Below are 23,349 nucleotides of genomic sequence, written 5' to 3'. Positions count from 1 at the left end.
GTGTGGATTTTTTGGAATTACAAAATCTCACGCAACATAAAACTTCTAAGCTGATGCCGTCTTGATAAGACGGCGCACAGTCTCAGCAGCATCAGGAGCAGAAGCAACAAAAGACTTTTCAGCTGTAGAAACCGTGGGAACAACAGCATTTCCCTGATTGACCGATTTAACAAATTCTTCAGCCTCAGAATCTTCCCAAATATTGACCCATACGGCGTTATCTCCATCGCCACCTAAACCAGCATCAAGGCGCTCGCAAAAAGGGCACCCCGGTCTCCAAAAAATAACAACAGAACCCTGCTCAAGAGCCTGCTGGGCCTGAATAAACGTTGATTGTTGACGGTTTGTCATGGCAAACTTCTTTCTTTTAAAAATACTGATACGAGGTAACACAGAAAACTCCTTGCTACTGGAAGTATGATGGCACAAAAAACTGTGGACGATACCGAAAAATCGGTACCGCCCACAGCTTCTAAAAGAATAAATTACTTCTTGAAGGAATCAATAATGTCGCCAGCAGCGTCCTTGACCTTCTCTACACCGTCTTTAACAGTGGATTTGAGCTGATCAACTTTACCCTCTGCTTCTAGCTGAGAATCGTCAGTTACTTTGCCAGCAGCTTCTTTTGCCTTACCGGTAACGTCTTCAACGCCGTTCTGAATTTTATCTCCGATGCTCATAAGAGCCTCCTTCATAGATATGAGGTCTTTCGAGGAAGCAAACTTGCAACCTCTCACTAATAAGACGAAACAACCTCCAAAAATGTCACGCAGAAAATAAAAAATTTTTTGAGGAAACTAAAAAAGGCTGATATTGCCATACTTTTACAGCGAAAAGTAGCCTTAAAAGACCAAACGCCCCATCTTACAGATGGAGCGTTCGACGAAAAACTTACTTACCAAATTTTTCGGTTACAGCGTCAATACCTTCGCTGATTTTTTCTTTTGCCTGGTTGACAATATCGTCATTGACAACGTCTTTACCAATTTTTTCATTGACAACATCTTTGACGTTTTCGACGCCTTCAGTGATTTTGTCTTTCATTCCATCAAGATCGAAACCCACGGAACTATCCTTTCATCTCAAGACGAGAAGAACTCTTAGAGTATCTACTCGAAGCATCAGAACAATGCTCATAACCAGAATAGTTGGTGCAGAATCATAAATAAAAGCTTTTCATCAAAATTTTCTCTATCGGTAGAAGGCGATTTACAAAACACGCGTTTGAATCTAGGCGCAAAACCTATACGACTGATATCTCAAACCCCCAAAAATAGTCTTTTGTGTACCTTTAAATCCTATTGTTTATTGAACAACACATCACAAAATAGCCAAAAATGACACTTCTGACCAGTAGAAATTAAAAAATAACATTGCTGAGTACCTTGCTTCGAAAAACAGGAGTATACTCGCCAGAGTCTTATTCATGATTACGCACAATAGTGCGTTCCTAGAAAGGTCCCCCTGATGGGGTCTACGCTCAAAAATAAACAGCGCAGTATCGCTCAACGAACACACAATAGCGATCCTGAACCAGAGGCGACATCAACTATCACCCAAAAAGTTCGCCATATATCTCGCACATGGCTCTTAGATAACGGGCAAGAACTCAAAGGCAACCTCCAAGGCCCCCACGGTAGAAAACGCCCGCAACATGAAGGTCACTCTTGGTGGAAAGTCATGTGCCTCTCCGGCGTCGACTACTTTTCAACCCTCGGATACCAGCCAGCTATCGCAGCACTCGCAGCAGGACTACTCAGCCCGCTCGTAACAATACTCCTCGTATTCGTCACCCTCTTCGGAGCGCTTCCTATCTACCGACGTGTAGCTGCAGAATCCTCAAATGGTGCCGGTTCTATCGTCATGCTTGAAAGATTACTTTCACGGTGGAACGCAAAAATTGTTGTCCTCATTCTTTTAGGGTTCACCACTACAGACTTCATGATTACGATGACGCTCTCAGCAGCTGACGCTGCTGAACACGTCGAAGCTAATCCTTATGTACCCTCATTCTTTAGCGGTCAACATATCCTTATTACACTCTTCTTCCTTGGATTACTCGGAGCAGTATTCTTGCGTGGCTTCAAAGAAGCTATCGGTATTGCTGTCGGTCTCGTTGTCTTCTTTCTCTCGGTCAACGTCGTTGTCATCGTTGGATCAATGATTCGTATCTTTGAGCACCCCGACTACCTCAACAATTGGTCCGACGCCTTGCTCAGAAGCCATTCAAACCCGTGGTTAGCTTTTGGTCTTATTGCTCTCGTCTTCCCTAAAATTGCGCTAGGTATGAGTGGATTTGAAACCGGCGTGGTTGTCATGCCTCAAATCAAAGCTGAAGGGAAGAATACCGCCGAGCAGACTAAACATCGTGTTATCGCTACTCGTAAACTACTGACAACAGCGGCAATAACCATGAGTACGTTATTGATTACCTCAAGTTTTGTTACAACGTTGCTCATTCCGCAGGCAGAATTTCAAGAAGGCGGCCACGCCAACGGTCGAGCTTTAGCCTACTTGGCCCATGAAATGTATGGGGAAGGATTTGGCACAATCTACGATATTGCCACCATTCTCATTCTCTGGTTTGCAGGAGCGTCAGCGATGAGCGGTCTTTTGAACCTCGTGCCACGCTATTTGCCTCGATACGGTATGGCCCCAGAATGGGCGCGTGCTTCGCGCCCTCTGGTCATTGTTTTTACTATTACCGCATTTATTATCACCATCATCTATAAGGCAGATGTTAACGCCCAAGGTGGAGCTTATGCTACAGGTGTTTTGGTGCTCATGACTAGTGCCGCTATTGCAGTAACACTAAGCGCTCGCCGTCATCGAGAACCTTATTCCGTTATTTTCTATTCGTTGATCACTCTTATCTTTGTCTACACAACCGTTGCTAACATTATTGAACGCCCAGAAGGTATTCGTATTGCTAGCACTTTCATTCTGGCAATAGTGCTTGTGTCGCTGGTATCTCGTGCTATGCGCTCATACGAGCTTCGTATTGACCACGTTAAATTTGATAAAAAGGCTCTTGAATTTATTCTCGAAAAAACGGATGAGCCCATACACCTCATTGCTCATCGTCCTGATAACTTCAATCTTGCTGATTATCTTGAAAAGCGAGAACGTGAAGAATGGGGGCATCATATTGGTAGGGATAAGAATGTGCTCTTTATGGAAATTGCAGTGATGGATCCTAGCCAGTTTAAATCTGAGCTAACGGTGCACGGCGTTGAGGTAGGCGACCAACGTATCCTCTGCGCTTCTGGGGCTTCTATCCCTAATAACATTGCTGCTTTGACACTAGAGATTCGTGATATGACCGGTAACGTTCCGCACGTGTATCTTGACTGGGCTGCGGGTTCTCCGATGAAGAATTACTTGGCGTTTATTTTCTTTGGACAAGGTCAAGTTGCTTCAACGACGCATGAGGTGTTGCGGCGAGCTGAGAAACAGATTATGAGACGACCTGTTGTACACGTTTCATAATTAACGTATCTTGACAAGCTGTCCCCTAGTATATATGCCATTATGGGAATATATATACTAGGGGACAGCTTGATTTAAATAGCTCCTAGAAATCTTTATCTGCAGGGAATCCCGCAACCATCGGCAAAAATTCAGGGGCTGCGTAACCGCAACGAGCATAAGCCTGTGCCACACTCTTTGCAGTGTCATGAATCTTGTCTTGATCGATGAGTGCCATAACAGCACCACCAAATCCTCCACCAACCATGCGAGCGCCTAATGCTCCATTTTCAAGACAGACGTTTACTGCAAGGTCAATCTCTGGTCGTGACACTCTCAACTCGTCCCTCATGGAAATAAAAGATTCTGTGAAAAGATGCCCTAGTTCACTCCACGCATGAGGGGTTTCATCTGACATATTCCGAAGAAGGAATGCGGCTCGCTCTACAAGGCACATGTCGTGAAAAGTATGTCTAACCCAACCACGAGGAAATTGTGGAGGTTGTTGAGTCCCCTCAAAAGCATCAAGAGCACGAATCGTTGTTGTATCAACCATCGATAAACGCCAAAGCTTCGCCTGATGCTCATCTAATTGAGAACAGGACAAATCCTCAGGGAGAGCATTGCGAAGATAGTCCAAACCTAGAGCCTGAGCGCAGGCTTCTGCTGCTGCTCGACGAACCGCAAACTCTCCGCCTGAGAGCTCATGTGGAGTATTGGTGTTAATGACGAGGAAACCTAGCCCTGCTGATTCAACATCTGCTTCTAGAGGTTCTATAGAAAAATCTCGGAAATCAATAGCTAAAGCCTTATGTGGTTTAGACCGTAATGAGGTAGTTTGATCTAGTCCTCCTGTACGAGCCCCCGCAACATCGTTTTCTGCACGTATACATACTTGAGCTAAACGAGAACGTAAAACATCATTGCCAGGGCCTCTATCAGAAGGTAACGGCTCACTCTCATCGCAATCCTCACGTAGAGGGCATGAAAGGTCGAGGAGTGCCAAAATCGTTGAACACTCTAAAGCTGCAGAAGAGGAAAGCCCTCCGCCGACAGGAACATGAGAATCAATTAGTAAATCTGCACCAAAATTTTTAGGTAAAACAATATCTTTGCCCCCTTCCTGGTTCATGGCCCAAGCAACACCTGCAACATATGTGAACCACCCTTTGAGATTGCCTGGATGGATATCTCGAATAACGACGGTTCTTTCGTCCGCGGGCATCTGTAGAGACTCTGCACGAAGCACACCATCAGTTCTTAGTCTTCCTGCAATATAGGTGCGATAGGGAAGAGGCATCGGCAAACATGAACCACCCAAGAAATCAATATATTCCCCTAAGAGGTTAAGGCGTCCAGGAGCAGACCAGACACCATCAGGATAGACGCCGTATTTTTCTTTGAATGCATCTCTAATGCGTAATACCTGTTCTTGATGGTGAGGAAGATCCTTCCAATGTGGTTGAGCAAAATTGCTCATAGCGATATATCTTCTTTCCTGTAGTTGTAACCTTCAAACCTCATACATGATGATGTGGCAGTTTCGGGAATATCAACGATATTTTCCCACGACCTATTCCCTCCCCGTGGTGAAGTCTTGTTTTTGTTCTCACTAAAGATGACAGTTTTCATCGTTTCGGATGTATTACTTTTAGGGTATTTACGAGCATTCCGTAGATAACCACCCATGAATGAGCGCTTGGATACTTGTTTGATAAGAAGAAGGGGGCGTCAGCATCGTCTCTCGTGCTTCAAGCACAGCTGTTGTTTGTTCTTCTTCGATGAGACTGAGACAAAGATGTATTAAAGACTTTGCGGCAACCATCCCTGAAATATCATCTCGTTGGTGGGCGAAGAGTTCTGCTAGCTTGCATAGAAAAGGTAAATCTTCAGGGTGAAGCGCTAATGCTAAACGAATAACTTCGGCGCCTTCAGGGATAGAAATAATCTGTGTATAAAGTTCTTGAGTGCCGTTATACAGTGATATAGCCTCAGTGTCTCCAGTACAGTGAACGGCGGAGAGCATTCTTGAGGCTAAAGAGGCAAGAAGCTCTTGTTTATTGCGAATGTGATAGTACAAAGAACCTGGTGCGACGTTTAACTCGGTGGCTAATCTGCGCATCGAAAGATCCGCTAAACCATATTGGTTGAGAACGGAGAATGCTGTGTCCAAAATTTTTTCACGTGATAGAGCCACCACATTATTGTAAAACGGTTCAGAGAACAAAAAAATAGATAAGCAATGGGGTTGAATGGAAATATGACACTGAACTTCTCTGAACTCAAAGCACGTGTTTCTCATAAAGAGCATCTGACTATTAACGATGTTGTTGATATTTTGAGATCTGGTCCAGGTGCAAAATTCGCTCTTGTCGAATTAGCTGCACAGCAACGTACCGAATTTTTTGGTCGTGAAATAACAATCGCTAATTTACTCGGTGCAGCACCTCTTTCTGATATTCCGCAAGTTGTTGTAACGGTTGCAGACGCAGAAGATGACCAAACGTTAGCGCATAAATTGATGGACGCAGCTGAAGAATTAGAGTCGCTTACGCACGGACAATCTGGACAGTTGGTTCTCGACTTTTTGCCAGTTCACAAGGTATCCGACGCGGCTCAGGCACTTAGCCCTATGCGAGCGGTTGGTGTTCTCGTTGCTCTCCGTCTGCTCATTGGTTCGCACAGTCTTTTCTTACGTCAGCAACGAGTCCAACGACTACAGTCCTTACAATCTTTAGGATTGCACGTCATCGATACGTTGATACTGGAACAAAACCAAGAGAATGCGTCGTTGAGCGTTTTTGAAGATTTTGTTTCTATTCGTAATGCACGTTTAGAGATTTCTGGAGTGCAAGGTCGAGATATCGTAGAAGAATATATTTCATTCTTTGAATCTCAAGGAGATTCAGATGCTCGGTCTTATGCTGAGGTTCTTCTGGGAGACCAAGAAAGTTCCGGTGGCGGTTGTGGTGGCAACTGCGGGTGCGGTTCAGGTGGCTGTGGCTAGTCATCATGTGATGTAGATGTCCTTAAAATGACGCTTACCTGAGATTTTCTGGAGAACTTCAGGGGTGTTGGCGCGTTTTGAATTGAACACCGTTCAAAAAAACAGTTAGATGAGTCTATGACGACCAACTTTCTAGAGATTTCTCAACGCATTCTCAACGGCGGACAGCCTGCCACCCGCGAAGAAGCCTTAGCCATGCTCACCGCAGAAGACTTTTCTACCTTTACCCTGGTAGAAGCCGCCGGTCAGCTACGTCGCCACTATTTTTCAAACACCGTCAAAATTAATTACCTCGTCAACCTCAAATCTGGCTTATGTCCAGAAGACTGTACCTATTGTTCTCAACGATTAGGATCAGAAGCCGATATTCTCAAATACACGTGGATTAAACCTGACGAAGCCGTCAAACAGGCAGGGCACGGTATTGCTGGAGGGGCATCTCGTGTATGTATGGTTGCATCAGGCAAAGGCCCAACCAACCGCGATGTTGAACGTGTTGCTGGAATGGTTGAAAGCCTCAAAGAAGAACACCCCGAAGTAGAAGTATGCGCTTGTCTTGGCATCCTCAAAGAAGGACAAGCTGAACGCTTGCAACAAGCTGGGGTTGACGCTTACAACCACAATCTCAACACTAGTGAAGACCACTATAAAGATATTTGCACCACCCACACCTACGAAGACCGCGTCAACACGGTGCACTCAGCTCAGAATGCTGGGCTATCTGCATGCTCTGGTCTCATCGTCGGAATGGGAGAAAGCGACGAACAACTCGTCGACGCAATTTTTGCTCTTAAAGACCTTGAGGGAGATTCTATCCCCGTCAACTTCCTGATGCCTTTTGACGGGACACCCTTAGCTGGCACGTGGGAACTCACGCCCATGCGATGCTTACGCATTCTTGCAACAGTCCGTATGGTGAACCCTGAAAAAGAGCTTCGTATGGCTGGCGGACGAGAAATGCATTTGCGCTCGCTTCAAGCTACAGCATTACACGTCGTTAATTCTCTATTCCTCGGGGATTATTTAACTTCTGTCGGGCAGTCTGCTTTAGACGATTTAAAAATGATTCGTGATGGGGGATTCGTTGTTCTCGGCGCTGAAGACCGAGACCTTGTGGCAGAACATGAAGAATACCTACGTGCTCATCATGCTTTACCTCAAGAGAACATGCCGGCTGCGACCCCCTGTGGAACCAGTGGCTCGGTGAGTGCTTGTGGTGGTTGTTCTTCTGCTGGAGCTTGTGGAAGCTCTCATATTTCAGTAGAAGCTGCTCAAGATTCTGGTCATCATGTAGAGTTTTCGCCTGTTATTACGAGAAAACGTGGCGTGGGTACTGATATCGCCCCTAATGCCTGATGGTTTTCTGATGATACGGTGAGAAAAATAAAGTATTTTTGCTCTTTTCTCACATAGACTGGGGCATGATGTCTTATACGATGCACCAGCACATCATGAGAGGGTGAGTAGAGCCATTATTTCTCGACGTTCAGCGCTAACATTGTGTGGTTTAGGCGGTTTAGGTTTAGCTCTTAATGCTTGTGGTTCTTCCTCCGATCAAGGAAATGATGAAGACCATGTTGCCGTGGAATTATTGGACCGCCAGAATAATCCGCTTAAAGTTTCTGGTGCTTACCGTCAATTAGCTGATTCTCTACGTGGGCTACCAGAGTTTTCTTCCCCTCGTAATTTTTCTCTGGCTCTGCACCGTTATGATACGCAAGAAACTTTTTACTATAACCCGTCATATCGTGGTTATGAAGCGAGCACGGTGAAGGTTCCTATTGCTTTAGCTCGAATGCGTATTGCCTATGAGCATGGAAAATCGTTGGGGCGCCATACCGTATCTTTAGTGAAATCAAGTATCGGGTATAGCGATAATAATTCGACAGTTTTGCTCTACGCCGGATTAGGTGACAACGAGCAGGAACGCTCTGAACAACTCAATCTCACCTATCAAAAGCTGGGTGTTTCTCAGACTCGAGACGGTGGTGGTTGGGGGAATAACCTCACAACAGCTGGAGACCACCTCAAAATTGCGCGAGCGGTCTATGAGGGACTTGATTGGGTGGCTTCATCGGATATGCGCGTTCTTCGTGCTGCTATGGAAGGAGCTGACCCGTCATCGCAGGGGTGGGGTGTTGGTGCCCTCACTCAAAACCCCGGTGCTCAACGCGTACTTTGCAAGAACGGATGGATTGCTGATGATGCTGGCATCTGGTTCATTAATTCTACGGGCGATGTGCTTCATCATGGGAAAACATATGCTCTATCCGTAATGACAACCGGATTCGCAGAGCAACAGCAGGGGCAAGAAGCTAATAGTAAAGTTGCTCAGACGGCATTATCAGTATTATCTTCTTGATAAACACCGTCATCGGGAAAAACTTTGATGATGCTATCAGTCTTTAGGTCTTAGAACGAGAAGAAATATGAACTAGACTTATTGCATAAGATAGCTTATGAACCTGTATAAAGCTCCTCTATGAGCGACGCAAAGACTTACTCAAGGAATTGATTCAATAACCATGAATTTAAAAGATTTTTCTCCAGCATTCCTAACCTCGTTAGCAGGTATTTTCGTGGGAGCGTTGATGATTGGTTCAAGCTCGGTAGTAGTAACGGCTCTAGGATGGTTACTGTTACTGGCGGCCCTCGTTCTTAACGTATTTTCCGTGATGGTTTCTCTCCAAGGTGCTAAAGGTAAGGATCTTCCTAGCTTGATTAGTTCTGTTGTTTCGGATTCTCGTGGTGACGAGAAAAAAGCTATTACTCAGACAGAAGATTCTGAGCCTGAACCTGATACAGAAGCTCAACCCGTGGTAGAGAAAAAGACTGAAAAAGAACAAGAAAAGATTTTTCGTTCCCGTTCTGCTCGCCCACGAAACTAGAAGGTAAAGAACCGGTATGAATACAAAGTTTTTACGTTCTCCGGCGTATCTTATGTCGGTTGGTGCGCTTATTGTTGGTGCGGTGCTAGCTAGTACTGACATGATGATTATCGGGTGGATTGTTTTTGCTGTTGGCCTTGCTCTTAACGCTATGGCGCTAGTTGTTTTGGCTAATCGAGATTATTTACATCATGTTCAGCGTTTAGAAGCGTCTCGTTCTGCACGTACGTCTGGTCGTTCGTCATAACAATACGAAAGCATAAAAAATGCGGTGGTCCTCCATAAATGGAGGACCACCGCATTTTTTATTTCTTTGCATAGCTACTACTTAGATGATGTCGTTGAGGATTCTCTTCATCAGAGTAGACATTGCAACAATCTCATTTGAATCAGTGTTGCGCAGTAGGTTTTGAATAAGGTCAGTGTGCACGGTGCGTGCTGCTCGGAATTGTTTATATCCTTGGGGTGTTAGGTAGACGCCTTTTCCTCGGCGGTCTTGTTCGACGTTGATGCGTTCAACCCAACCGATGTCAATGAGACGACCAACTTGGTAGGTGAGTCGAGAAGGAGAGAGGACGAGCGTTGAGGACAGCTTACCCATGCGCACCACTGGTGGCTCTTTGTCTTTTTTGTACCCTTCTGCAAGTACTGCAAGCACCTGAAAGTCGTCGAGCTTCATTTTGGTATGCGCTCGAAGGCCTTTATCAAGGTATTGGGTAATGGTGCTGTGTGTTTGTGAAAATAGCTTCCAGAGAAGTGTAATTTCCTGTTCGGTAAGTGGATGGGCAGTATTCATAGCAGTATGGAGTGTACCCTTCGTTGGGGAAGTGGGTTGGGGAAATATATTTTGTAGGTTTCGATGATATGTTGTTCAGAAAATCCATTACTGGATATCCATGACAAAATATCAAGTCCACAATCTACATATAGTTTATAGTAAATAATCCCTTAACAGTTACATTATATGCAAAGAAAAATTTTCTCATTACCAGCCGGTAATTTCCAGTTAAGTCTGATATCTACGTCTTCAATTATATAGATTGACCTAGTCAAGAGCGTAAAAATACAAATAATATTAAGATATTAGTCGTTAAAGCTGATAGGAATCTTTACGTTCTATGAGTTTCATCTGAGGGGAATAGTGTCGCTATTGACTTCTAAGAACTTCTTTATTGATAAAACAGGAAAGTTGTTTATTGTGACTTTCGCTAAGATTGTTTAGATAATTGCTAGCTATCAAGAGTTAAATCTTTTGCTAAACGAGCAATATGAATAGTCAGGTAGGTTAACTCATCGTCTGTGAGTTCTTGATCCAATTGCATTTCAAGTAGAAGACGGACTTTTTTAGCGCAAGAAAAAGCTTGAGGATAACTCGTCTTGACAGCCTCGAAAATAGCTGGAGTTGTTGGATCTTGCTGTAGAGGATATTTGCCTTGTTGAGAGCGAACAAAAAGATATCTCAAATGGGTGATAAAACGGACAACGCTCATCGAAGATTGATCAATTTTTTGCCCATATGCGGAAGAAATCACATCAAAAATTTGGGAAAAAATTTCAGTCATGCGGAACGTCGTAGACATATCCGCCGTTGTTAATTGAGAATTGACCAGATGCAATGCTAAAGGAATAGCCTCTGCCTCAGCTAACTTTACGCCTAAACGTTCTTCTACTAATGCAATTGCTTTCTTTCCGAACTCTACTTCTTGAGGATATAACTGGGTCACTTCAAGAGTGAGTGGATAATCCGCGTCAATACCTTCCTTCGCTCGAATAATAGCGAAGTTCAGGTGATCTGCGAGTGGGATAATAAAAGAATGAGAAAGAGATATATCGCTATTTTCACGAACAGAAGCCTCTAATTCAGTGGCAAGGGCAAGAATCTCTGAAGGAATCTCTGACAGAGACCACGTGAGCCTTTCGTCTGAGGTGTTCTGTTCAGGAACGAAAGTCTGTTCAACTTTGGTGGGGTCAAGAAGGTCGCCTTTGCGTTTGCCGAAGGCGAGACCTCTGCCGATGACGACTGTTTCAACACCAGAGTGATTCATAGCGAGGGCAACATTATTGTTGTAGATTCGAGAAATCCGCAAAGTACCCTCCTTCAATAAAACAACTATGAAGCATATATGTCTTCTCTATTTTAGGTGATATGTCGGTCAAGAAAGGGTTTGACCGCTATCATGCCTAGAAGTTTTAGTGGTGAGGGAGCTTTTCTTCCGTGATGACACATGGCTGAAGACGTAGAAAGGCTCGTGCCGGGGGGAACCACAACCACCGACACGAGCCAGTCTAAATGAAACGTACGCATCTCGAGTTTGCATTAGTACGATTCAGTCTCGCGCGCACCCTTTCGGGTGCTAATTTAGTTGACAACACAATAACTATACCTATTTATTGAGCAATGACGCAAGTGGCATTAGATAATTTTTTAACACAGTACCCGTGGGTAACATAGTCAGGTAAACCTTTAGTGTAGTAGAGCTTACTAACGCATTATTATTCCTAGTCAATGTCTTGTTCTTCAACTTTTCTGAACAACTATTGTTCATAGAGAAGACCTATACAGACCCATTTTTATACATAAACCAGATAACAAAAATATTTGATGATAAAGCAGATAACTGTACTAAATACAACACCAATACTGCCCACCGCCAAACCCCACCTCAACAAACTACACTGAAAAGAGTAGACAAAACGCCTTCAAAAGCTCAGAAAGACAACCTCATGAAACTCATCAACACACCAGCAGGAACCATCCACGCCATAGAAGATGAGAACACCATCAAAGCATGCGGAATCCCCTACGCTCGAGCCAAAAGATTCCAAGCCCCATATCCAATCCGACTAGACGCTTTTGAACAACCCTATATCGCAGACCAACCAGCACCGGCAGCACCACAAAAACTTCGTGGAACACACTCCGATATACGACAAGCAACACTCATCAGCGAAGACTGCCAAAACCTATCCATCCTCGCACCCACAACAGCGGATCTTAAAAAACCAGTTATGGTTTACCTTCACGGAGGCTCCTATGTTGTCGGCTCAGGAGACGGAAAACGATATAACGCCCACAAACTCGTCACAGAACAAAACCTCATCGTCGTCACTGTAACCTACAGGCTAGGAATACTAGGATTCCTCGGAGGAACACCCCAAAGGCCAGCCAACCTCGGACTGCTCGACGTTAGAGAAGCCCTTCGCTGGATCAAAGAAAACATTAGCTCATTCGGTGGAGACCCCAACAACATTACCGTCTTCGGACAATCAGCAGGAGCAGACCTCGCAACACAACTCATGATTACCGAAAACGTCATCGAAGAAGGACTACTGCACCGTGTCATTGCACAAAGTGCACCTTTAGACATGGTCAACCATAAAGAAAAAATGCCAGCAGCAATGCTCAAAAAAATTGCACACATCCCAGAAAACGCACCAGCTGAAACCTACGCTGAACTCTCCTGGAAAATGATAAGCCTCAACCCGCTCAAATTCGGCTTATATCCTTCGATGATGCCTTTCGGAACACAATATGGGTACTACCCGTTACCAGCCCCAGAACACGTAGAACAAGCATGGAAAAAAGCCGCACCTCACGTACAAGTACTCCTTGGAAATAACGAACGAGAAGCCGCCTACTTTACACCCGCCACACAATACCTCACCTCCATCAGCAACTCACAACCCCTCGAAAAAATCATCCAAAAAACCACCTACGATATTTACGAAAAACCAGCAAAAACCTTCGCCCAAAGGCACCAACAAGCAGGCGGAAAAGCAACCCGATACACCCTAAAAGTCGGTCACCCACTGCACCGCCTACGTTCAGCACACGGAGCAGAACTTTCGCTCCTCTTTGACAACCCCGCCTGGGAAAACTCTAAAATGCTTGCCGGAATGCACCACTATGAAAGAACCCAACAAGGAAAAGCGCTCCGCACCATCTGGGCAGAATTTGCACGAACTGGCACAATACGCGCCGAACTAAAAGACTTAGCACAGATACAATTTTTCTTTGAAGAAAAATAAAGGACACTAGATACCGTGAAACTATCGGATATCCCACAAGGACTACTCGTCTTCTTAGGTGGCGGAACCGGCGCAACACTACGTTGGCTACTGAGCGTCATATTAGCCGTAGACACGGCAACCCAAGTATGGATGATTAACCTGACCGGAGCATTTATCCTCGGACTCTTCCTCAGCTTCCTCTCCGCCTCAGGAGAAGATAATGAGCACCGTCAAGCACTACGCTTACTCATCGGCACCGGACTCATGGGAGGATTCACCACATACTCCTCCTTCTCCGTAGAAACCATCAAACTAGCACAACAAAATCTCTGGGGAGGCTTTGCCCTCAGCTTAGGAGCAACCCTAACACTAGGGCTCCTCTGCTGCTGGCTTGGAACCCACCTTGGGACATACCTCGGAACTCAATACCGCACAAAAACCTCAACACCATAGAGAAAAACCTCATGAACTATGCACTCATCATCGGTATCTTCATTGCTGGAGGAAGCGGAGCATGGGCACGCTTTACCTGCGACCGATTCGTCAAAAAACTATGGAAAAAACACATTCCTCTTGGTACCTTCCTCATCAACATCGTAGGATCGTTCTTCCTCGGACTACTCGCAGGAACCATCGCATCACAAACCATCACCGACACTTGGATTATCACCATTATCGGCGCCGGATTCCTCGGAGGATTCACCACATTCTCCAGCGCAATGGTCGAAGTCGTCACTCACCTACGTATCAAACAACACCACGCAGTCTATTTTCTTCTGCTCATCCAACCCTTACTAGCACTCACCTGTGCAGCACTAGGATTCGCAATTACCAGCTAACACCACCGCAAAATAACTTGCTATCTTTTAACGACACCACACAACGTGCGCAACACAGATACCCCTAAACCCCAAAACTAACAACAAGGCTCACTCAGATATGCTCGCTGTACACTTCCTCGCCATCGAACAAGCGTTTTACCTATGGGGTTTCTCCTATGCCATCATCAGCATCATCCTGTTAACACTATGGAGCATGAAAAAAATAACTTTTAGCCTACGATGGTTTCTCTACACACCCATCATCCTGCTCTATCTTTGTGGCGTCATCGCAGTCACCATGCTGCCCCTACCAACACCCGAAGAATATACCCACATTTGCTCTGAGAACCCCTACTACCCACGATTCATCCTCGGATGGAGCCTACAATTTGCCATTCGTGATTTCTCCTCCATGGGAATCGGTGCAATACTCACCAGCAGCTACATCAAAGGACTCATCCTCAACGTTGCACTTTTCTTACCAGCCGGTGTCTTCCTCGCACTCCTTGCAAAAACAACGTGGAAAACAACACTCTTCGCAAGCTTCGGGCTATCAATGCTCATAGAACTCACACAACTAACTGGCATTTGGGGGTACTATCCTTGCGCATACCGCACCTTTGATGCAGAAGACCTGCTCACCAACACCATCGGAGCTATGATGGGGTGGGCCATCATCGAATTACTACGACACCACACCCGCAAACAACCCACCAGAGACTAATTTAAAGAGTTGGTCGTGAAGAATACTCCAGCACACGAAGCATAAACTGCTCACATAAACGAATCTGGGAAAGCTCAATCCACTCATTAGGAGTATGTGCCTGAGCAATATCACCTGGACCAATAATGACCGCACTAATACCAGTCTGCTGAAACTGACCAGCTTCCGTACCATACGTAACACGAACCAAAGATGTCGTATCGCTATACTCCTGACCAACCCACTCAAAACCTAAAGAAACCAGTGGATGATCCTCAGGAGTATCTAACCCAGGAACCGCCGCAATCAACTCATGATTCACCGAAACCTGAGAAGACAAAGAACCCTCTGGCACACCCGATAGACGTTCTGCACGCTGGGCTTTTTGTACCATCCTCGGAAGAATATCATTGAAAAGTTTATCCTCAACCGATGCAATAACTTCTTCACGGTTCGTTGCAGGAATCGTGCGGAAATCATATTCCACCACAACGTTCTCTCCCACAATGTTGTACTGCAAACCACCCTGCACAAAATTTGCACCCGCAGTAGAAGTCGGAGTCACAAAACCCTCATCAAAAGGCCCCTCTTCGAGCCACTGCTGCGCCAATTGCTCAATAAACACAATGAACTCGGCGGCCGAAGCAACAGCATTGACCCCATGAGGAGCCAACGACGCATGTTTAGCGATGCCATGAAAAGTAGCACGACCACGATGAGCCGACTTATGCGCCACAATAACCTGCATTGAAGACGGCTCACCAACTACCGCATACTCAGGGCGAACACCACGTTCTGCAAGCTCCGCAATCATACGAGGGGCACCCAAACACCCAATTTCCTCATCATACGAGAACGCAAAGTGTAAAGGCTTCACTAAACGTTGCTGATCAATCCGTTCAAGAAGCCACAACGCTACCCCGATAAAAGACTTCATATCAGCAACACCACGACCATAAAGTCGATTACCTACTACCGTCGCACAGAACGGGTCAGTATCCCAACGCTGTCCTTGAACAGGAACCACATCGGTATGAGCGCTAAGAACAACACCACCCTGGCGTGTTCCATCTGCTGCAGGAATCGTGACATACATATTGGCGCGCTCGCCATCATCGCTATAGGTATACCACGGGGTATAACCGTATTTGAGAAACTCTTGCGCAATGAGCTCTAAAAGGATGGCATTAGAAGTTTCAGAAATCGTAGGAATCGCAATAACTTTTTGAATCCAAGGCAACGAATCGGGAAGCGTTGACATCATGAGTCCTTAATCAATCGGTGGTCTGTGTATATCCAGTCTAAAAGGAATTCAGAAATAGTTTTCTAAACTCCTCTGAAAATATGTGTGCGAGGCAGGACTATATTTCGTAAAAGTCGCCTAAGCGGTGGAACTTACGGGCGTGATACACCACCGGAGTCATTGTTGTAGTGTCATGACGAATAAAATCTGTGACGGTTGCAGTTAAAACAACCGCTGGGTCTGCCTCAATTTTCTGAAGAGGTTTCACTCTTAGAACACGGTTAAACCCCTGCAAAAGAGGTTCACCCGTGGGGAGAGTGTCCCACGTTGTTCTATCCTCAAACTTGGGGTATCTGCTGGTCGCAAATTTCTTCGCAACCTCAACATTCTCCCCACTAACTAAATGAATGAGAAAGGACTCCGAATCGACAATTCTAGCTGCAGAACCGGTTCTACTTTGAAAAGAAAAAGCAACAATAGGAGGTGTTGCTGACACCGAAGAAAGAGAAGAAATAGTCAGCCCCGCAGGAAACCCCTGCTGATCTTGTGCCGTAATGATGGCAACTGCTGCTGCCTGAGCTCCAAAACACTCACAAAAAAGTTCTGCTGGAGTCTTTGAAGAAAATACGTGCGATGTAGGTGCCAACTGTGTGCTCATGGCTATCAATCTTTCTTTTGCGGCTGCAAGGTGATACGGGTAAGCCTAAAGGCACACAGCAGAATGCGCGAGGTTATGTCGTTTTGTGTAAATGAGGGCGTTCTATGACGAATATGACGAGGGTATAACGTCACATTGCTAGCGCTTCATATGAATCCTCTAGAGAAGTATCCATCCTAAATTTTTGTAATTACATACTAAAACCGCATATCTGCAACGGCAGAAAACAAGGTTTCACTCAAGAACACTCTCTTAACGGCTCAGGCCTGCTATCTGCGCGCGGATAGCAGGCCTGAACTGTATACAAGAAAAATAATGTATTTGATTAGTATTTATGCCTTTTTGTGCATTTCTTCAACGAGTGCACCAAAGTCTCTCAGCAACTGAGGCATATCATTCTTATCGGTCACAACCTCAACAAAAACCAATCGATCTCGAACCTCGCGTGCCACCGTACATGCGTGAACAAGCTCCTCAGAGGTCGTCGCCTTCAAAATGATGGAATTCTCTTCCGTTGCCCCAAAACCTTCTGGAATCTTCTGCCAGTTATAAGCAGTAATATCGTTATATTGAGCCTCTGGCCCATGAATAGAACGCTCAATCGTATAACCCTCATTATTGACAACGAAGATAACAGGATTAAGATTCTCACGAATAATAGTTCCCAACTCCTGAATCGTTAACTGAGCAGAACCATCACCGACGAGAAGAACACCTCGCGAATCACGATCAGCCATCGCCGCACCTAATAATGCAGGAATCGAATAGCCAATAGAACCCCACAACGGCATGCCAATAAAACGAGAATCTTCAGGGAACTTCTGATGAGCCATACCGAAGAACGACGTGCCCATATCAACAACCACAGTGTTCTTTGCATCCAAATGCTGAGGAAGAAGAGACCATAACTGGTGCTGAGTCAAAGGCCCAGAACTTACCTCCACCGAACTATCAGAGGCAAGAATCGACGAAAAATCTGCTGGTAAAGCACCAACCTCCGTAGCAGCCTCACGAATAATATTCAAAGCATCAGCAATAGTCAGCGGGGCAAATACCGCACCAGCAATCGTTGCCCCTTGTGCACCTAAATCAATCACACGAGAAGAGTCAATTTGCTGAGAAAAATGCGCTGAAGTCATATCGGTAAATTCCACACCCGAACAGATAAGAACCTCAGCTTCCTCAACAACACGACGAGTATTCTCGTCAGACAGCGCACCAATGTAAATGCCAGCATAATTCGGCAACGTCTCATCAATCATTGCCTTACCCCACAGAATAGACGCAAAAGGGAACCCTGTGGAGGTCACAAGAGCGTTAAGCTCGCCGACTGCACCAAGACGCTCTGTCATAATATCGGCAAGAACAGCAGTCTTCTTACCACGGATAAAATCTCTCACCGCATGACGGAACTGATCTTCAACCTCAGGATCAGAAAGACGCAAATTCACATCAAGAGGGGTGCTGGGAGCGCTTGCTGGAACACGAGCAACATCCACAGGAACCATCAAATAACCGGGTTTACGATGAACAATAGCTTCGCGTAAAACACGATCAATATCGCTCGTTGCGGTAGCCCTATCAAGAATAGCTACCGAATAATTCACTTCTCTAGCCATGCGCACAAAATGGTTAAAATCCCCATCGCCCAAAGTATGGTGCATACGTCCATGCTGTTGCTGAGCCGTTGTACTCGGCGCTCCAACAATATGAATAACGGGAACATTTTCGGCATAAGAACCAGCCGTCGCATTAATAGCAGATAACTCTCCAACACCGTAGGTGGTGCATAAAACACCTAAACCACGTACGCGAGCATACCCGTCGGCAGCGTACCCAGCGTTAAGTTCATTAGCGTTACCCACCCACGAAAGTTTTTCATGCTCAAGAACATGATCTAGAAAATGTAAATTGAAATCTCCTGGAACACCAAAGATGTCGGTGACACCCAATTCGACTAGTCGATCAAGCAGATAATGACCTACGGTATAAGACATTAGAATAAACTCCTAAACCTAAAATAAAGTGTGGTAACGCATATCGTCTCTAACGATAGCGGTCATACCTCCGATAAACCACCTGCTTTTCGAGAAAGAACTCGCAAATAACTCGAGAAAACAGTGTGTTTTACCTCAGAATCTAAGGCTTTTGTCTTTTCCGCAATAACGAACAGAACGCATATTGTAGGCTGTATAAACGGCTCATTAATACTGCACAGCAAGGAGAACGCAAACTATGGTCTGGCTGGTTACCGCAGTGCCATTCCTCATAGGAATAGCACTTATTCTGCTACCAGGTCTTTTTGTTACCTCCGCACTACGTCTTCGAGGTGTCGACGCAATAGCTATCGCGCCTTCTGTCTCTATTGCGCTTATTACCGTTAGCGCAATGATTGCGCCACTTATTGGACTTCCTTGGAACGTTGGTGTTCCCTTAGGTTTCTCCTTGCTGGTAGCTTTTATCCTTGGCGTTATCTATGCTCTTATCCGCTATCTTCGATGCGAAGACTTCCCTGCAACAGTGCGAAGCAAACAAGCCTTGACTATAACCAAAGGTGCTGGCATTACAGCGCCAGCACTTACACTGCAACGGTGGTTCAGCAAAGAACAAGCAATCTACTGGGGTAGTTTCCTAATCGGGGCGTTATTGCTTCTGCGGAACACCAAAAATGCTATTGGTCGCCCTGAATGGATTTCGCAAACTTTTGATAATAACTTTCACCTAAATGCCATTCGCTATATAGAACAAACACAAAATGGCTCATCTTTATCTATCGCTGGGATGACATCTGGAGACGGCGACGTATTTTTCTACCCTGCTGCATGGCACGATGTTGTCTCACTGATTTTCCAGCTTTCTGGAACAACCATACCCATCGCAACCAATACGATGGCATTGGTGACTTGTGCAATTATCTGGCCACTGAACCTCGTGATGCTCATGAGGAGTATATATCGTTTTAACGCTGCAGCGGTCATGAGTATTGGTGCTCTTGGTGCAGCTTTTACCGCGTACCCTGTATTACTCCTAAATTTTGGTGTGCTTTACCCTAACCTTCTTGGCATAGCGCTCATCCCCTCAGGGCTTGCTCTAATTATTCAAATACTGCGTATTACAGGAATACGTCTGCTGAACACCGCTCAGAGCCTGCTCTTAGGCATTTTCTGTGCATTAGGAATTGCACTATCACACCCAAACGCGATTATGTCACTCTTTGTGATTGCGTTGCCATTAGTACTTGTGCGGATGGTTTTGCAAATAATTCGTTTATCGAAGGGCGCGCTGAGCAGATGGGTTTTTTGCGTGCAAATGGCATCTTTAAGCGCTGTTCTTGCGGTCGTTAATATCCTGTGGGGGATTGTGCGTCCCTCTAAAGAAGCTGGAGAAATCTGGGGTCCTCATATTAGTCAAGCTCAAGGTTATGGAGAAGCCTTAACGAACGCTGAGATTAATAACGTCCCTCAATGGTTTATCACGATTATATTCCTCATAGGAATCTACGCATTGTTACGCCGCAAAGATCGGAATCTGTGGCTTCTTCTGTCGTGGTCTTTTGTCGCATTTTTCTATAGTGCTGCACGATCTCTCCCCTGGGACCAAGACCGTTACTGGGTTGTTGGCATCTGGTATCACGACTCTTACCGATTAGCAGCACTCTTGCCTATTGTTGTGATTCCCATTGCTGTATGGGGTATTCAATACATGACACGGAACTTCTACCAGAGTGTTCTATGGTCTAAATTGATACACGTCCTAGAAAACACTATAAAGAACACGTCACGACGGAAACAAACTCTAGAATCTCGAGCTCGTATCGTATCGACAGCAGTAGTTCTATGTGCTGTGATTTATGGGGGGCAAACTGCTCAAGCTCTTACCCGTCAGATTGAAGACAGTTTCTGGTTCTATGCGCCTACTCACGATTCTCGACTGCTGACGACTGATGAAATAGAAATCCTTAAAACCTTGGATGACTATGTTCCAGCAGATAACGAAATTATTGTGCAACCCTATACAGGCTCTGCTTTAGCCTATGCTTTAGCAGATCGAAAAGTTACCGCTTATCACACCATCTATGTTGAAGAGCCTGAGGTTAAATACGTACAAGAACACCTTAATCAGGCCAAAGATGACCCGAAAGTGTGCCGTATTATTAAAAAAGATAGAATGAATTACTATCTTGACTTCGGAAAACAAGAAGTTAACGGTGATGACCATACGCATCGTTATCAAGGATTTGAGAATCTCAAGAACTCGGGAATACTCTCTGAAGTTCACCGTCAAGGTGATGCTATTCTCTATCGAATCACTGCCTGTAACTAGCGGTATATGAGGGAAATGAACTGTTACACTGAGTAACGATTCACCGAGAACACCCCTCGATGCCATTGCACATACTGGGAGCAAATTTTTGACGAATACACCTGCATCTGATGTGACGCCTCAGCGCGTCCTCGTCATCATGCCCGCGTGGAATGAAGAAACAACTATTGGGCAGAGTATTCGTGAACTACGCGAGACGGCGCCGTGGGTAGACCTTGTTGTGATTAACGATGGTTCTACTGATAAAACTAGTGATATCGCAAAATCACATGGAGCGTTCGTTATAGATCTTCCCTTCAATATGGGCGTAGGTGCTGCCATGCGAACTGGTTATAAATATGCTCAACGCATGGGATACGATATCGCCTTGCAAATGGATTCTGATGGACAGCACCCACCAGAATATATTGATGTTCTTATCAAAGGACTAGAACAAGCTGACATTGTTATTGGTTCGCGTTTTCAAGGAAATAGTACGTATAAAGTTTCTGGTCCGAGAAAATGGGCGATGGGAATCCTATCTTTTATGTTCTCCCGCATTTCTGGAGAACAATTTACAGACGTTACTAGCGGGTTCCGTGCAGTGAACCGTAGAGGTATTGCCCAATATTGTGATTTCTTCCCTGCCGAATATCTTGGTGACACCATAGACTCTACGGTGATGGCGATTCGTTCGGGATGTAAAGTCATTCAGGTTCCGGTTCAGATGCGTGAGAGGCAGGGGGGAGAACCCTCTTCAGGGCCTCTCAAATCTGCTATTTATCTGATTCGCTCGTTCTTTGCTTTCGGTATCTCCATGACACGACGAAAAACAGAACCAGCGGGAAAGGATAACTAATGCCATCTAACGTATTCTTTTTATTTCTTTCTCTTGTTGTCTTCTTGATGGTGATTACTCAGGTGCGTAATCAGAAGATGAAAGAGAAATATGCGGCGTTATGGCTTGTTATCTCAGCCGTTATTATCGTCCTTGCGCTATTCCCTGATGTTCTTCTTCGCCTTGCGGAGTTTACAGGTGTGGTTGTGCCTGTGAACCTACTGTTTTTATTAGCAATTATGATGCTTATTGCGGTGTGCCTGCACTTGAGTTTTGAAGTGTCAAAATTATCAGATGAGACGAGAACCTTAGCAGAAGAAATAGCGATGCTGAAAGCTACCGTAGATCAGGGTAGTCCTCAACAGGTGCAAGAACGCTACGCTTCAAAGAAAACAGCTCAGAGCACTTCTTCTAAGAAGTGCAACCTTAATAACTCACAGGAGAAAAAATGACGACCGTTGATGTGCTTTTCCCGTACTACGGTGATGTGGACTTTATGAAACAAGCGGTGCGTTCCGTTTTGGGTCAGACGAACCCTCATTGGCGTCTTGTCGTAGTTGATGATGGTTACCCCGATGACTCTATCCCTGGATGGTTTGAGTCCCTTAACGATGAACGTATCACCTATATGCGCAACGAAAAGAACCTCGGCGCAAATGGTAACTACACTAAGGCTCTGAGCTTCGTTGAAAATGAACTGGTCACAGTGATGGGTGCTGACGACGTGATGCTTCCAAACTATATTGACTGGTTTATTGAAGCTGCGCAGGCGCATCCTCAAGCTCAGATTTTCCAGCCTGGTTGTGTTGTGATTGATGAAAATAATGCATTGTCGAACACCTTAGTAGAGAAAACAAAAGCTTATTACCGACCTAACACTTCAACGGAGCTTTCTGGTGAAGAACTAGCTGTGTCGATTCTTCGTGGCGATTGGTTGTACTTCCCCTCTCTTGGATGGCGTGCTGAGACTATTGTTGGTCTTGGGTTCCGAGAAGGGCTCAATGTTGTTCAAGATATGGCGTTAGTCCTTGATGTTGCGATGAGTGGTGGGTCGTTATACTACGACGAGGCTGTTGCTTTTATGTACCGTCGTCATAAGGCATCTGACTCTTCTTGGCGTGCTCTTGAAGGAACACGTTTTGATGAGGAGAGAACATATTTTGAGACCATTGCACAAGAGATGTCTGCTTTAGGTTGGAAGAAAGCAGCTATGGTTGCTCGTGTTCATTTCTCATCTCGTATGCATGCTTTGACGTTGTTGCCTCAGGCTGCGATGGCGAAGAAATGGAATGGTGTGAAGAATCTTGTCAATCATCTGGTGAAGTAGAGATGATGTTATTGTGCCGGTAAGGTTTAAACCTTACCGGCACTAGTATATATTCCTGATAAGTTATGAAAGTGTAGAGTGTT

At 45.2% G+C, this 23,349-nt stretch carries 24 protein-coding genes; 14 read left to right on the top strand and 10 right to left on the bottom strand.

Annotated features, from left to right (window positions below; all coding sequences use genetic code 11):
• Positions 1-45: 45 nt before the first annotated feature.
• The 3 genes from ACN081_RS01760 to ACN081_RS01750 form a co-directional block, all read right to left on the bottom strand.
• Entirely contained in the window at positions 46-351 is a 306-nt protein-coding gene (locus tag ACN081_RS01760) for a glutaredoxin domain-containing protein (RefSeq protein ID WP_419106753.1), read from the bottom strand.
• Positions 352-485: 134 nt separating this feature from the next.
• Positions 486-680, bottom strand: coding sequence for a CsbD family protein (locus ACN081_RS01755; protein WP_419102786.1), 195 nt, complete (start codon positions 678-680; stop codon positions 486-488).
• A gap of 211 nt (positions 681-891) precedes the next feature.
• A complete protein-coding gene (locus ACN081_RS01750) occupies positions 892-1,065 on the bottom strand; it encodes a ribosome recycling factor (protein ID WP_419102785.1) in 174 nt (57 codons plus the stop codon).
• Positions 1,066-1,467: 402 nt separating this feature from the next.
• Between ACN081_RS01750 and ACN081_RS01745 the strand changes: the two genes are divergently transcribed.
• Positions 1,468-3,489, top strand: coding sequence for an amino acid transporter (locus ACN081_RS01745; RefSeq protein ID WP_419106752.1), 2,022 nt, complete (start codon positions 1,468-1,470; stop codon positions 3,487-3,489).
• Positions 3,490-3,574: 85 nt separating this feature from the next.
• Here ACN081_RS01745 and ACN081_RS01740 read toward each other — a convergent pair whose 3' ends face one another.
• Both ACN081_RS01740 and ACN081_RS01735 read right to left on the bottom strand, forming a co-directional pair.
• The gene (locus tag ACN081_RS01740) at positions 3,575-4,948 is read right to left on the bottom strand and encodes a galactokinase (RefSeq protein ID WP_419102783.1); all 1,374 of its coding nucleotides are present in this window, start codon (positions 4,946-4,948) and stop codon (positions 3,575-3,577) included.
• 180 nt (positions 4,949-5,128) lie between these two features.
• A complete protein-coding gene (locus ACN081_RS01735) occupies positions 5,129-5,665 on the bottom strand; it encodes a TetR/AcrR family transcriptional regulator (protein WP_419106751.1) in 537 nt (178 codons plus the stop codon).
• 63 nt (positions 5,666-5,728) lie between these two features.
• Here ACN081_RS01735 and ACN081_RS01730 point away from each other — a divergent pair, with 63 nt between their 5' ends.
• The 5 genes from ACN081_RS01730 to ACN081_RS01710 all read left to right on the top strand — a co-directional run bounded on the left by ACN081_RS01730 (position 5,729) and on the right by ACN081_RS01710 (position 9,610).
• Positions 5,729-6,475, top strand: a complete 747-nt coding sequence (locus ACN081_RS01730; protein WP_419106750.1) for a hypothetical protein — start codon at positions 5,729-5,731, stop codon at positions 6,473-6,475.
• Positions 6,476-6,592: 117 nt separating this feature from the next.
• Entirely contained in the window at positions 6,593-7,831 is a 1,239-nt protein-coding gene (bioB, locus tag ACN081_RS01725; protein ID WP_419106749.1) for a biotin synthase BioB, read from the top strand.
• Positions 7,832-7,934: 103 nt separating this feature from the next.
• Positions 7,935-8,837: a serine hydrolase gene (locus tag ACN081_RS01720; protein ID WP_419102779.1), complete on the top strand. Its 903-nt coding sequence runs from the start codon at positions 7,935-7,937 to the stop codon at positions 8,835-8,837.
• 163 nt (positions 8,838-9,000) lie between these two features.
• Complete coding sequence (locus tag ACN081_RS01715) at positions 9,001-9,363, top strand: hypothetical protein (protein WP_419102778.1); 363 nt, start codon at positions 9,001-9,003, stop codon at positions 9,361-9,363.
• A gap of 16 nt (positions 9,364-9,379) precedes the next feature.
• The gene (locus ACN081_RS01710; protein ID WP_419102777.1) at positions 9,380-9,610 is read left to right on the top strand and encodes a hypothetical protein; all 231 of its coding nucleotides are present in this window, start codon (positions 9,380-9,382) and stop codon (positions 9,608-9,610) included.
• 81 nt (positions 9,611-9,691) lie between these two features.
• On the opposite strand, the gene ACN081_RS01705 is transcribed toward ACN081_RS01710, so the two are convergent.
• Together ACN081_RS01705 and ACN081_RS01700 are read right to left on the bottom strand one after the other, a co-directional pair.
• Positions 9,692-10,159, bottom strand: a complete 468-nt coding sequence (locus tag ACN081_RS01705; RefSeq protein ID WP_419101237.1) for a MarR family winged helix-turn-helix transcriptional regulator — start codon at positions 10,157-10,159, stop codon at positions 9,692-9,694.
• A gap of 433 nt (positions 10,160-10,592) precedes the next feature.
• The gene (locus ACN081_RS01700) at positions 10,593-11,450 is read right to left on the bottom strand and encodes a PRD domain-containing protein (RefSeq protein WP_419102776.1); all 858 of its coding nucleotides are present in this window, start codon (positions 11,448-11,450) and stop codon (positions 10,593-10,595) included.
• A gap of 637 nt (positions 11,451-12,087) precedes the next feature.
• Between ACN081_RS01700 and ACN081_RS01695 the strand changes: the two genes are divergently transcribed.
• The 4 genes from ACN081_RS01695 (at position 12,088) to ACN081_RS01680 (ending at position 14,919) form a co-directional block, all read left to right on the top strand.
• Entirely contained in the window at positions 12,088-13,392 is a 1,305-nt protein-coding gene (locus tag ACN081_RS01695; protein WP_419106748.1) for a carboxylesterase family protein, read from the top strand.
• A gap of 15 nt (positions 13,393-13,407) precedes the next feature.
• Complete coding sequence (locus ACN081_RS01690; protein ID WP_419102774.1) at positions 13,408-13,827, top strand: fluoride efflux transporter FluC; 420 nt, start codon at positions 13,408-13,410, stop codon at positions 13,825-13,827.
• Positions 13,828-13,838: 11 nt separating this feature from the next.
• Positions 13,839-14,213 (top strand): fluoride efflux transporter FluC, encoded by a 375-nt coding sequence (locus ACN081_RS01685; protein WP_419102773.1) that lies wholly within the window; start codon positions 13,839-13,841, stop codon positions 14,211-14,213.
• A gap of 100 nt (positions 14,214-14,313) precedes the next feature.
• Positions 14,314-14,919 (top strand): VanZ family protein, encoded by a 606-nt coding sequence (locus ACN081_RS01680; RefSeq protein ID WP_419102772.1) that lies wholly within the window; start codon positions 14,314-14,316, stop codon positions 14,917-14,919.
• A 1-nt stretch (position 14,920) separates the two neighbouring features.
• Here the strand turns inward: ACN081_RS01680 and ACN081_RS01675 are convergent, their stop codons facing one another.
• The 3 genes from ACN081_RS01675 to ACN081_RS01665 form a co-directional block, all read right to left on the bottom strand.
• Positions 14,921-16,162: an acetylornithine deacetylase gene (locus tag ACN081_RS01675; protein ID WP_419106747.1), complete on the bottom strand. Its 1,242-nt coding sequence runs from the start codon at positions 16,160-16,162 to the stop codon at positions 14,921-14,923.
• A gap of 97 nt (positions 16,163-16,259) precedes the next feature.
• A complete protein-coding gene (locus tag ACN081_RS01670; protein ID WP_419106746.1) occupies positions 16,260-16,799 on the bottom strand; it encodes a flavin reductase family protein in 540 nt (179 codons plus the stop codon).
• Between the two features lie 332 nt (positions 16,800-17,131).
• The gene (locus ACN081_RS01665; RefSeq protein WP_419106745.1) at positions 17,132-18,796 is read right to left on the bottom strand and encodes an alpha-keto acid decarboxylase family protein; all 1,665 of its coding nucleotides are present in this window, start codon (positions 18,794-18,796) and stop codon (positions 17,132-17,134) included.
• Positions 18,797-19,034: 238 nt separating this feature from the next.
• Between ACN081_RS01665 and ACN081_RS01660 the strand changes: the two genes are divergently transcribed.
• The 4 genes from ACN081_RS01660 (at position 19,035) to ACN081_RS01645 (ending at position 23,266) form a co-directional block, all read left to right on the top strand.
• Entirely contained in the window at positions 19,035-21,122 is a 2,088-nt protein-coding gene (locus ACN081_RS01660; protein WP_419106744.1) for a DUF6541 family protein, read from the top strand.
• A gap of 139 nt (positions 21,123-21,261) precedes the next feature.
• Positions 21,262-21,960, top strand: a complete 699-nt coding sequence (locus ACN081_RS01655; RefSeq protein ID WP_419102834.1) for a glycosyltransferase family 2 protein — start codon at positions 21,262-21,264, stop codon at positions 21,958-21,960.
• Positions 21,960-22,391, top strand: coding sequence for a DUF2304 domain-containing protein (locus ACN081_RS01650; protein WP_419102767.1), 432 nt, complete (start codon positions 21,960-21,962; stop codon positions 22,389-22,391). The genes ACN081_RS01655 and ACN081_RS01650 overlap by 1 nt, the downstream gene beginning before the upstream one ends.
• A complete protein-coding gene (locus ACN081_RS01645) occupies positions 22,388-23,266 on the top strand; it encodes a glycosyltransferase family 2 protein (protein ID WP_419102766.1) in 879 nt (292 codons plus the stop codon). Before ACN081_RS01650 ends, ACN081_RS01645 begins: the two co-directional genes overlap by 4 nt.
• Positions 23,267-23,349 lie beyond the last annotated feature (83 nt).

The organism is Rothia sp. P13129, from assembly GCF_048512865.1.
Classification (GTDB): Bacteria; Actinomycetota; Actinomycetes; order Actinomycetales; family Micrococcaceae; genus Rothia.
Note: the sequence above shows the minus strand (reverse complement) of the source record. Positions and strands in the feature narration are given on the sequence as shown.

Bases quoted from the DNA above. Each gene is read 5' to 3' on its own strand.
- ACN081_RS01740 (WP_419102783.1), bottom strand. From the start codon at position 4,948: ATGAGCAATTTTGCTCAACCACATTGGAAGGATCTTCCTCACCATCAA.
- ACN081_RS01710 (WP_419102777.1), top strand. From the start codon at position 9,380: ATGAATACAAAGTTTTTACGTTCTCCGGCGTATCTTATGTCGGTTGGT.
- ACN081_RS01705 (WP_419101237.1), bottom strand. From the start codon at position 10,159: ATGAATACTGCCCATCCACTTACCGAACAGGAAATTACACTTCTCTGG.
- ACN081_RS01755 (WP_419102786.1), bottom strand. From the start codon at position 680: ATGAGCATCGGAGATAAAATTCAGAACGGCGTTGAAGACGTTACCGGT.
- bioB (WP_419106749.1), top strand. From the start codon at position 6,593: ATGACGACCAACTTTCTAGAGATTTCTCAACGCATTCTCAACGGCGGA.
- ACN081_RS01730 (WP_419106750.1), top strand. From the start codon at position 5,729: ATGACACTGAACTTCTCTGAACTCAAAGCACGTGTTTCTCATAAAGAG.
- ACN081_RS01655 (WP_419102834.1), top strand. From the start codon at position 21,262: ATGCCCGCGTGGAATGAAGAAACAACTATTGGGCAGAGTATTCGTGAA.
- ACN081_RS01665 (WP_419106745.1), bottom strand. From the start codon at position 18,796: ATGTCTTATACCGTAGGTCATTATCTGCTTGATCGACTAGTCGAATTG.
- ACN081_RS01695 (WP_419106748.1), top strand. From the start codon at position 12,088: ATGAAACTCATCAACACACCAGCAGGAACCATCCACGCCATAGAAGAT.
- ACN081_RS01715 (WP_419102778.1), top strand. From the start codon at position 9,001: ATGAATTTAAAAGATTTTTCTCCAGCATTCCTAACCTCGTTAGCAGGT.
- ACN081_RS01685 (WP_419102773.1), top strand. From the start codon at position 13,839: ATGAACTATGCACTCATCATCGGTATCTTCATTGCTGGAGGAAGCGGA.
- ACN081_RS01650 (WP_419102767.1), top strand. From the start codon at position 21,960: ATGCCATCTAACGTATTCTTTTTATTTCTTTCTCTTGTTGTCTTCTTG.
- ACN081_RS01760 (WP_419106753.1), bottom strand. From the start codon at position 351: ATGACAAACCGTCAACAATCAACGTTTATTCAGGCCCAGCAGGCTCTT.
- ACN081_RS01675 (WP_419106747.1), bottom strand. From the start codon at position 16,162: ATGATGTCAACGCTTCCCGATTCGTTGCCTTGGATTCAAAAAGTTATT.
- ACN081_RS01680 (WP_419102772.1), top strand. From the start codon at position 14,314: ATGCTCGCTGTACACTTCCTCGCCATCGAACAAGCGTTTTACCTATGG.
- ACN081_RS01660 (WP_419106744.1), top strand. From the start codon at position 19,035: ATGGTCTGGCTGGTTACCGCAGTGCCATTCCTCATAGGAATAGCACTT.
- ACN081_RS01745 (WP_419106752.1), top strand. From the start codon at position 1,468: ATGGGGTCTACGCTCAAAAATAAACAGCGCAGTATCGCTCAACGAACA.
- ACN081_RS01645 (WP_419102766.1), top strand. From the start codon at position 22,388: ATGACGACCGTTGATGTGCTTTTCCCGTACTACGGTGATGTGGACTTT.
- ACN081_RS01670 (WP_419106746.1), bottom strand. From the start codon at position 16,799: ATGAGCACACAGTTGGCACCTACATCGCACGTATTTTCTTCAAAGACT.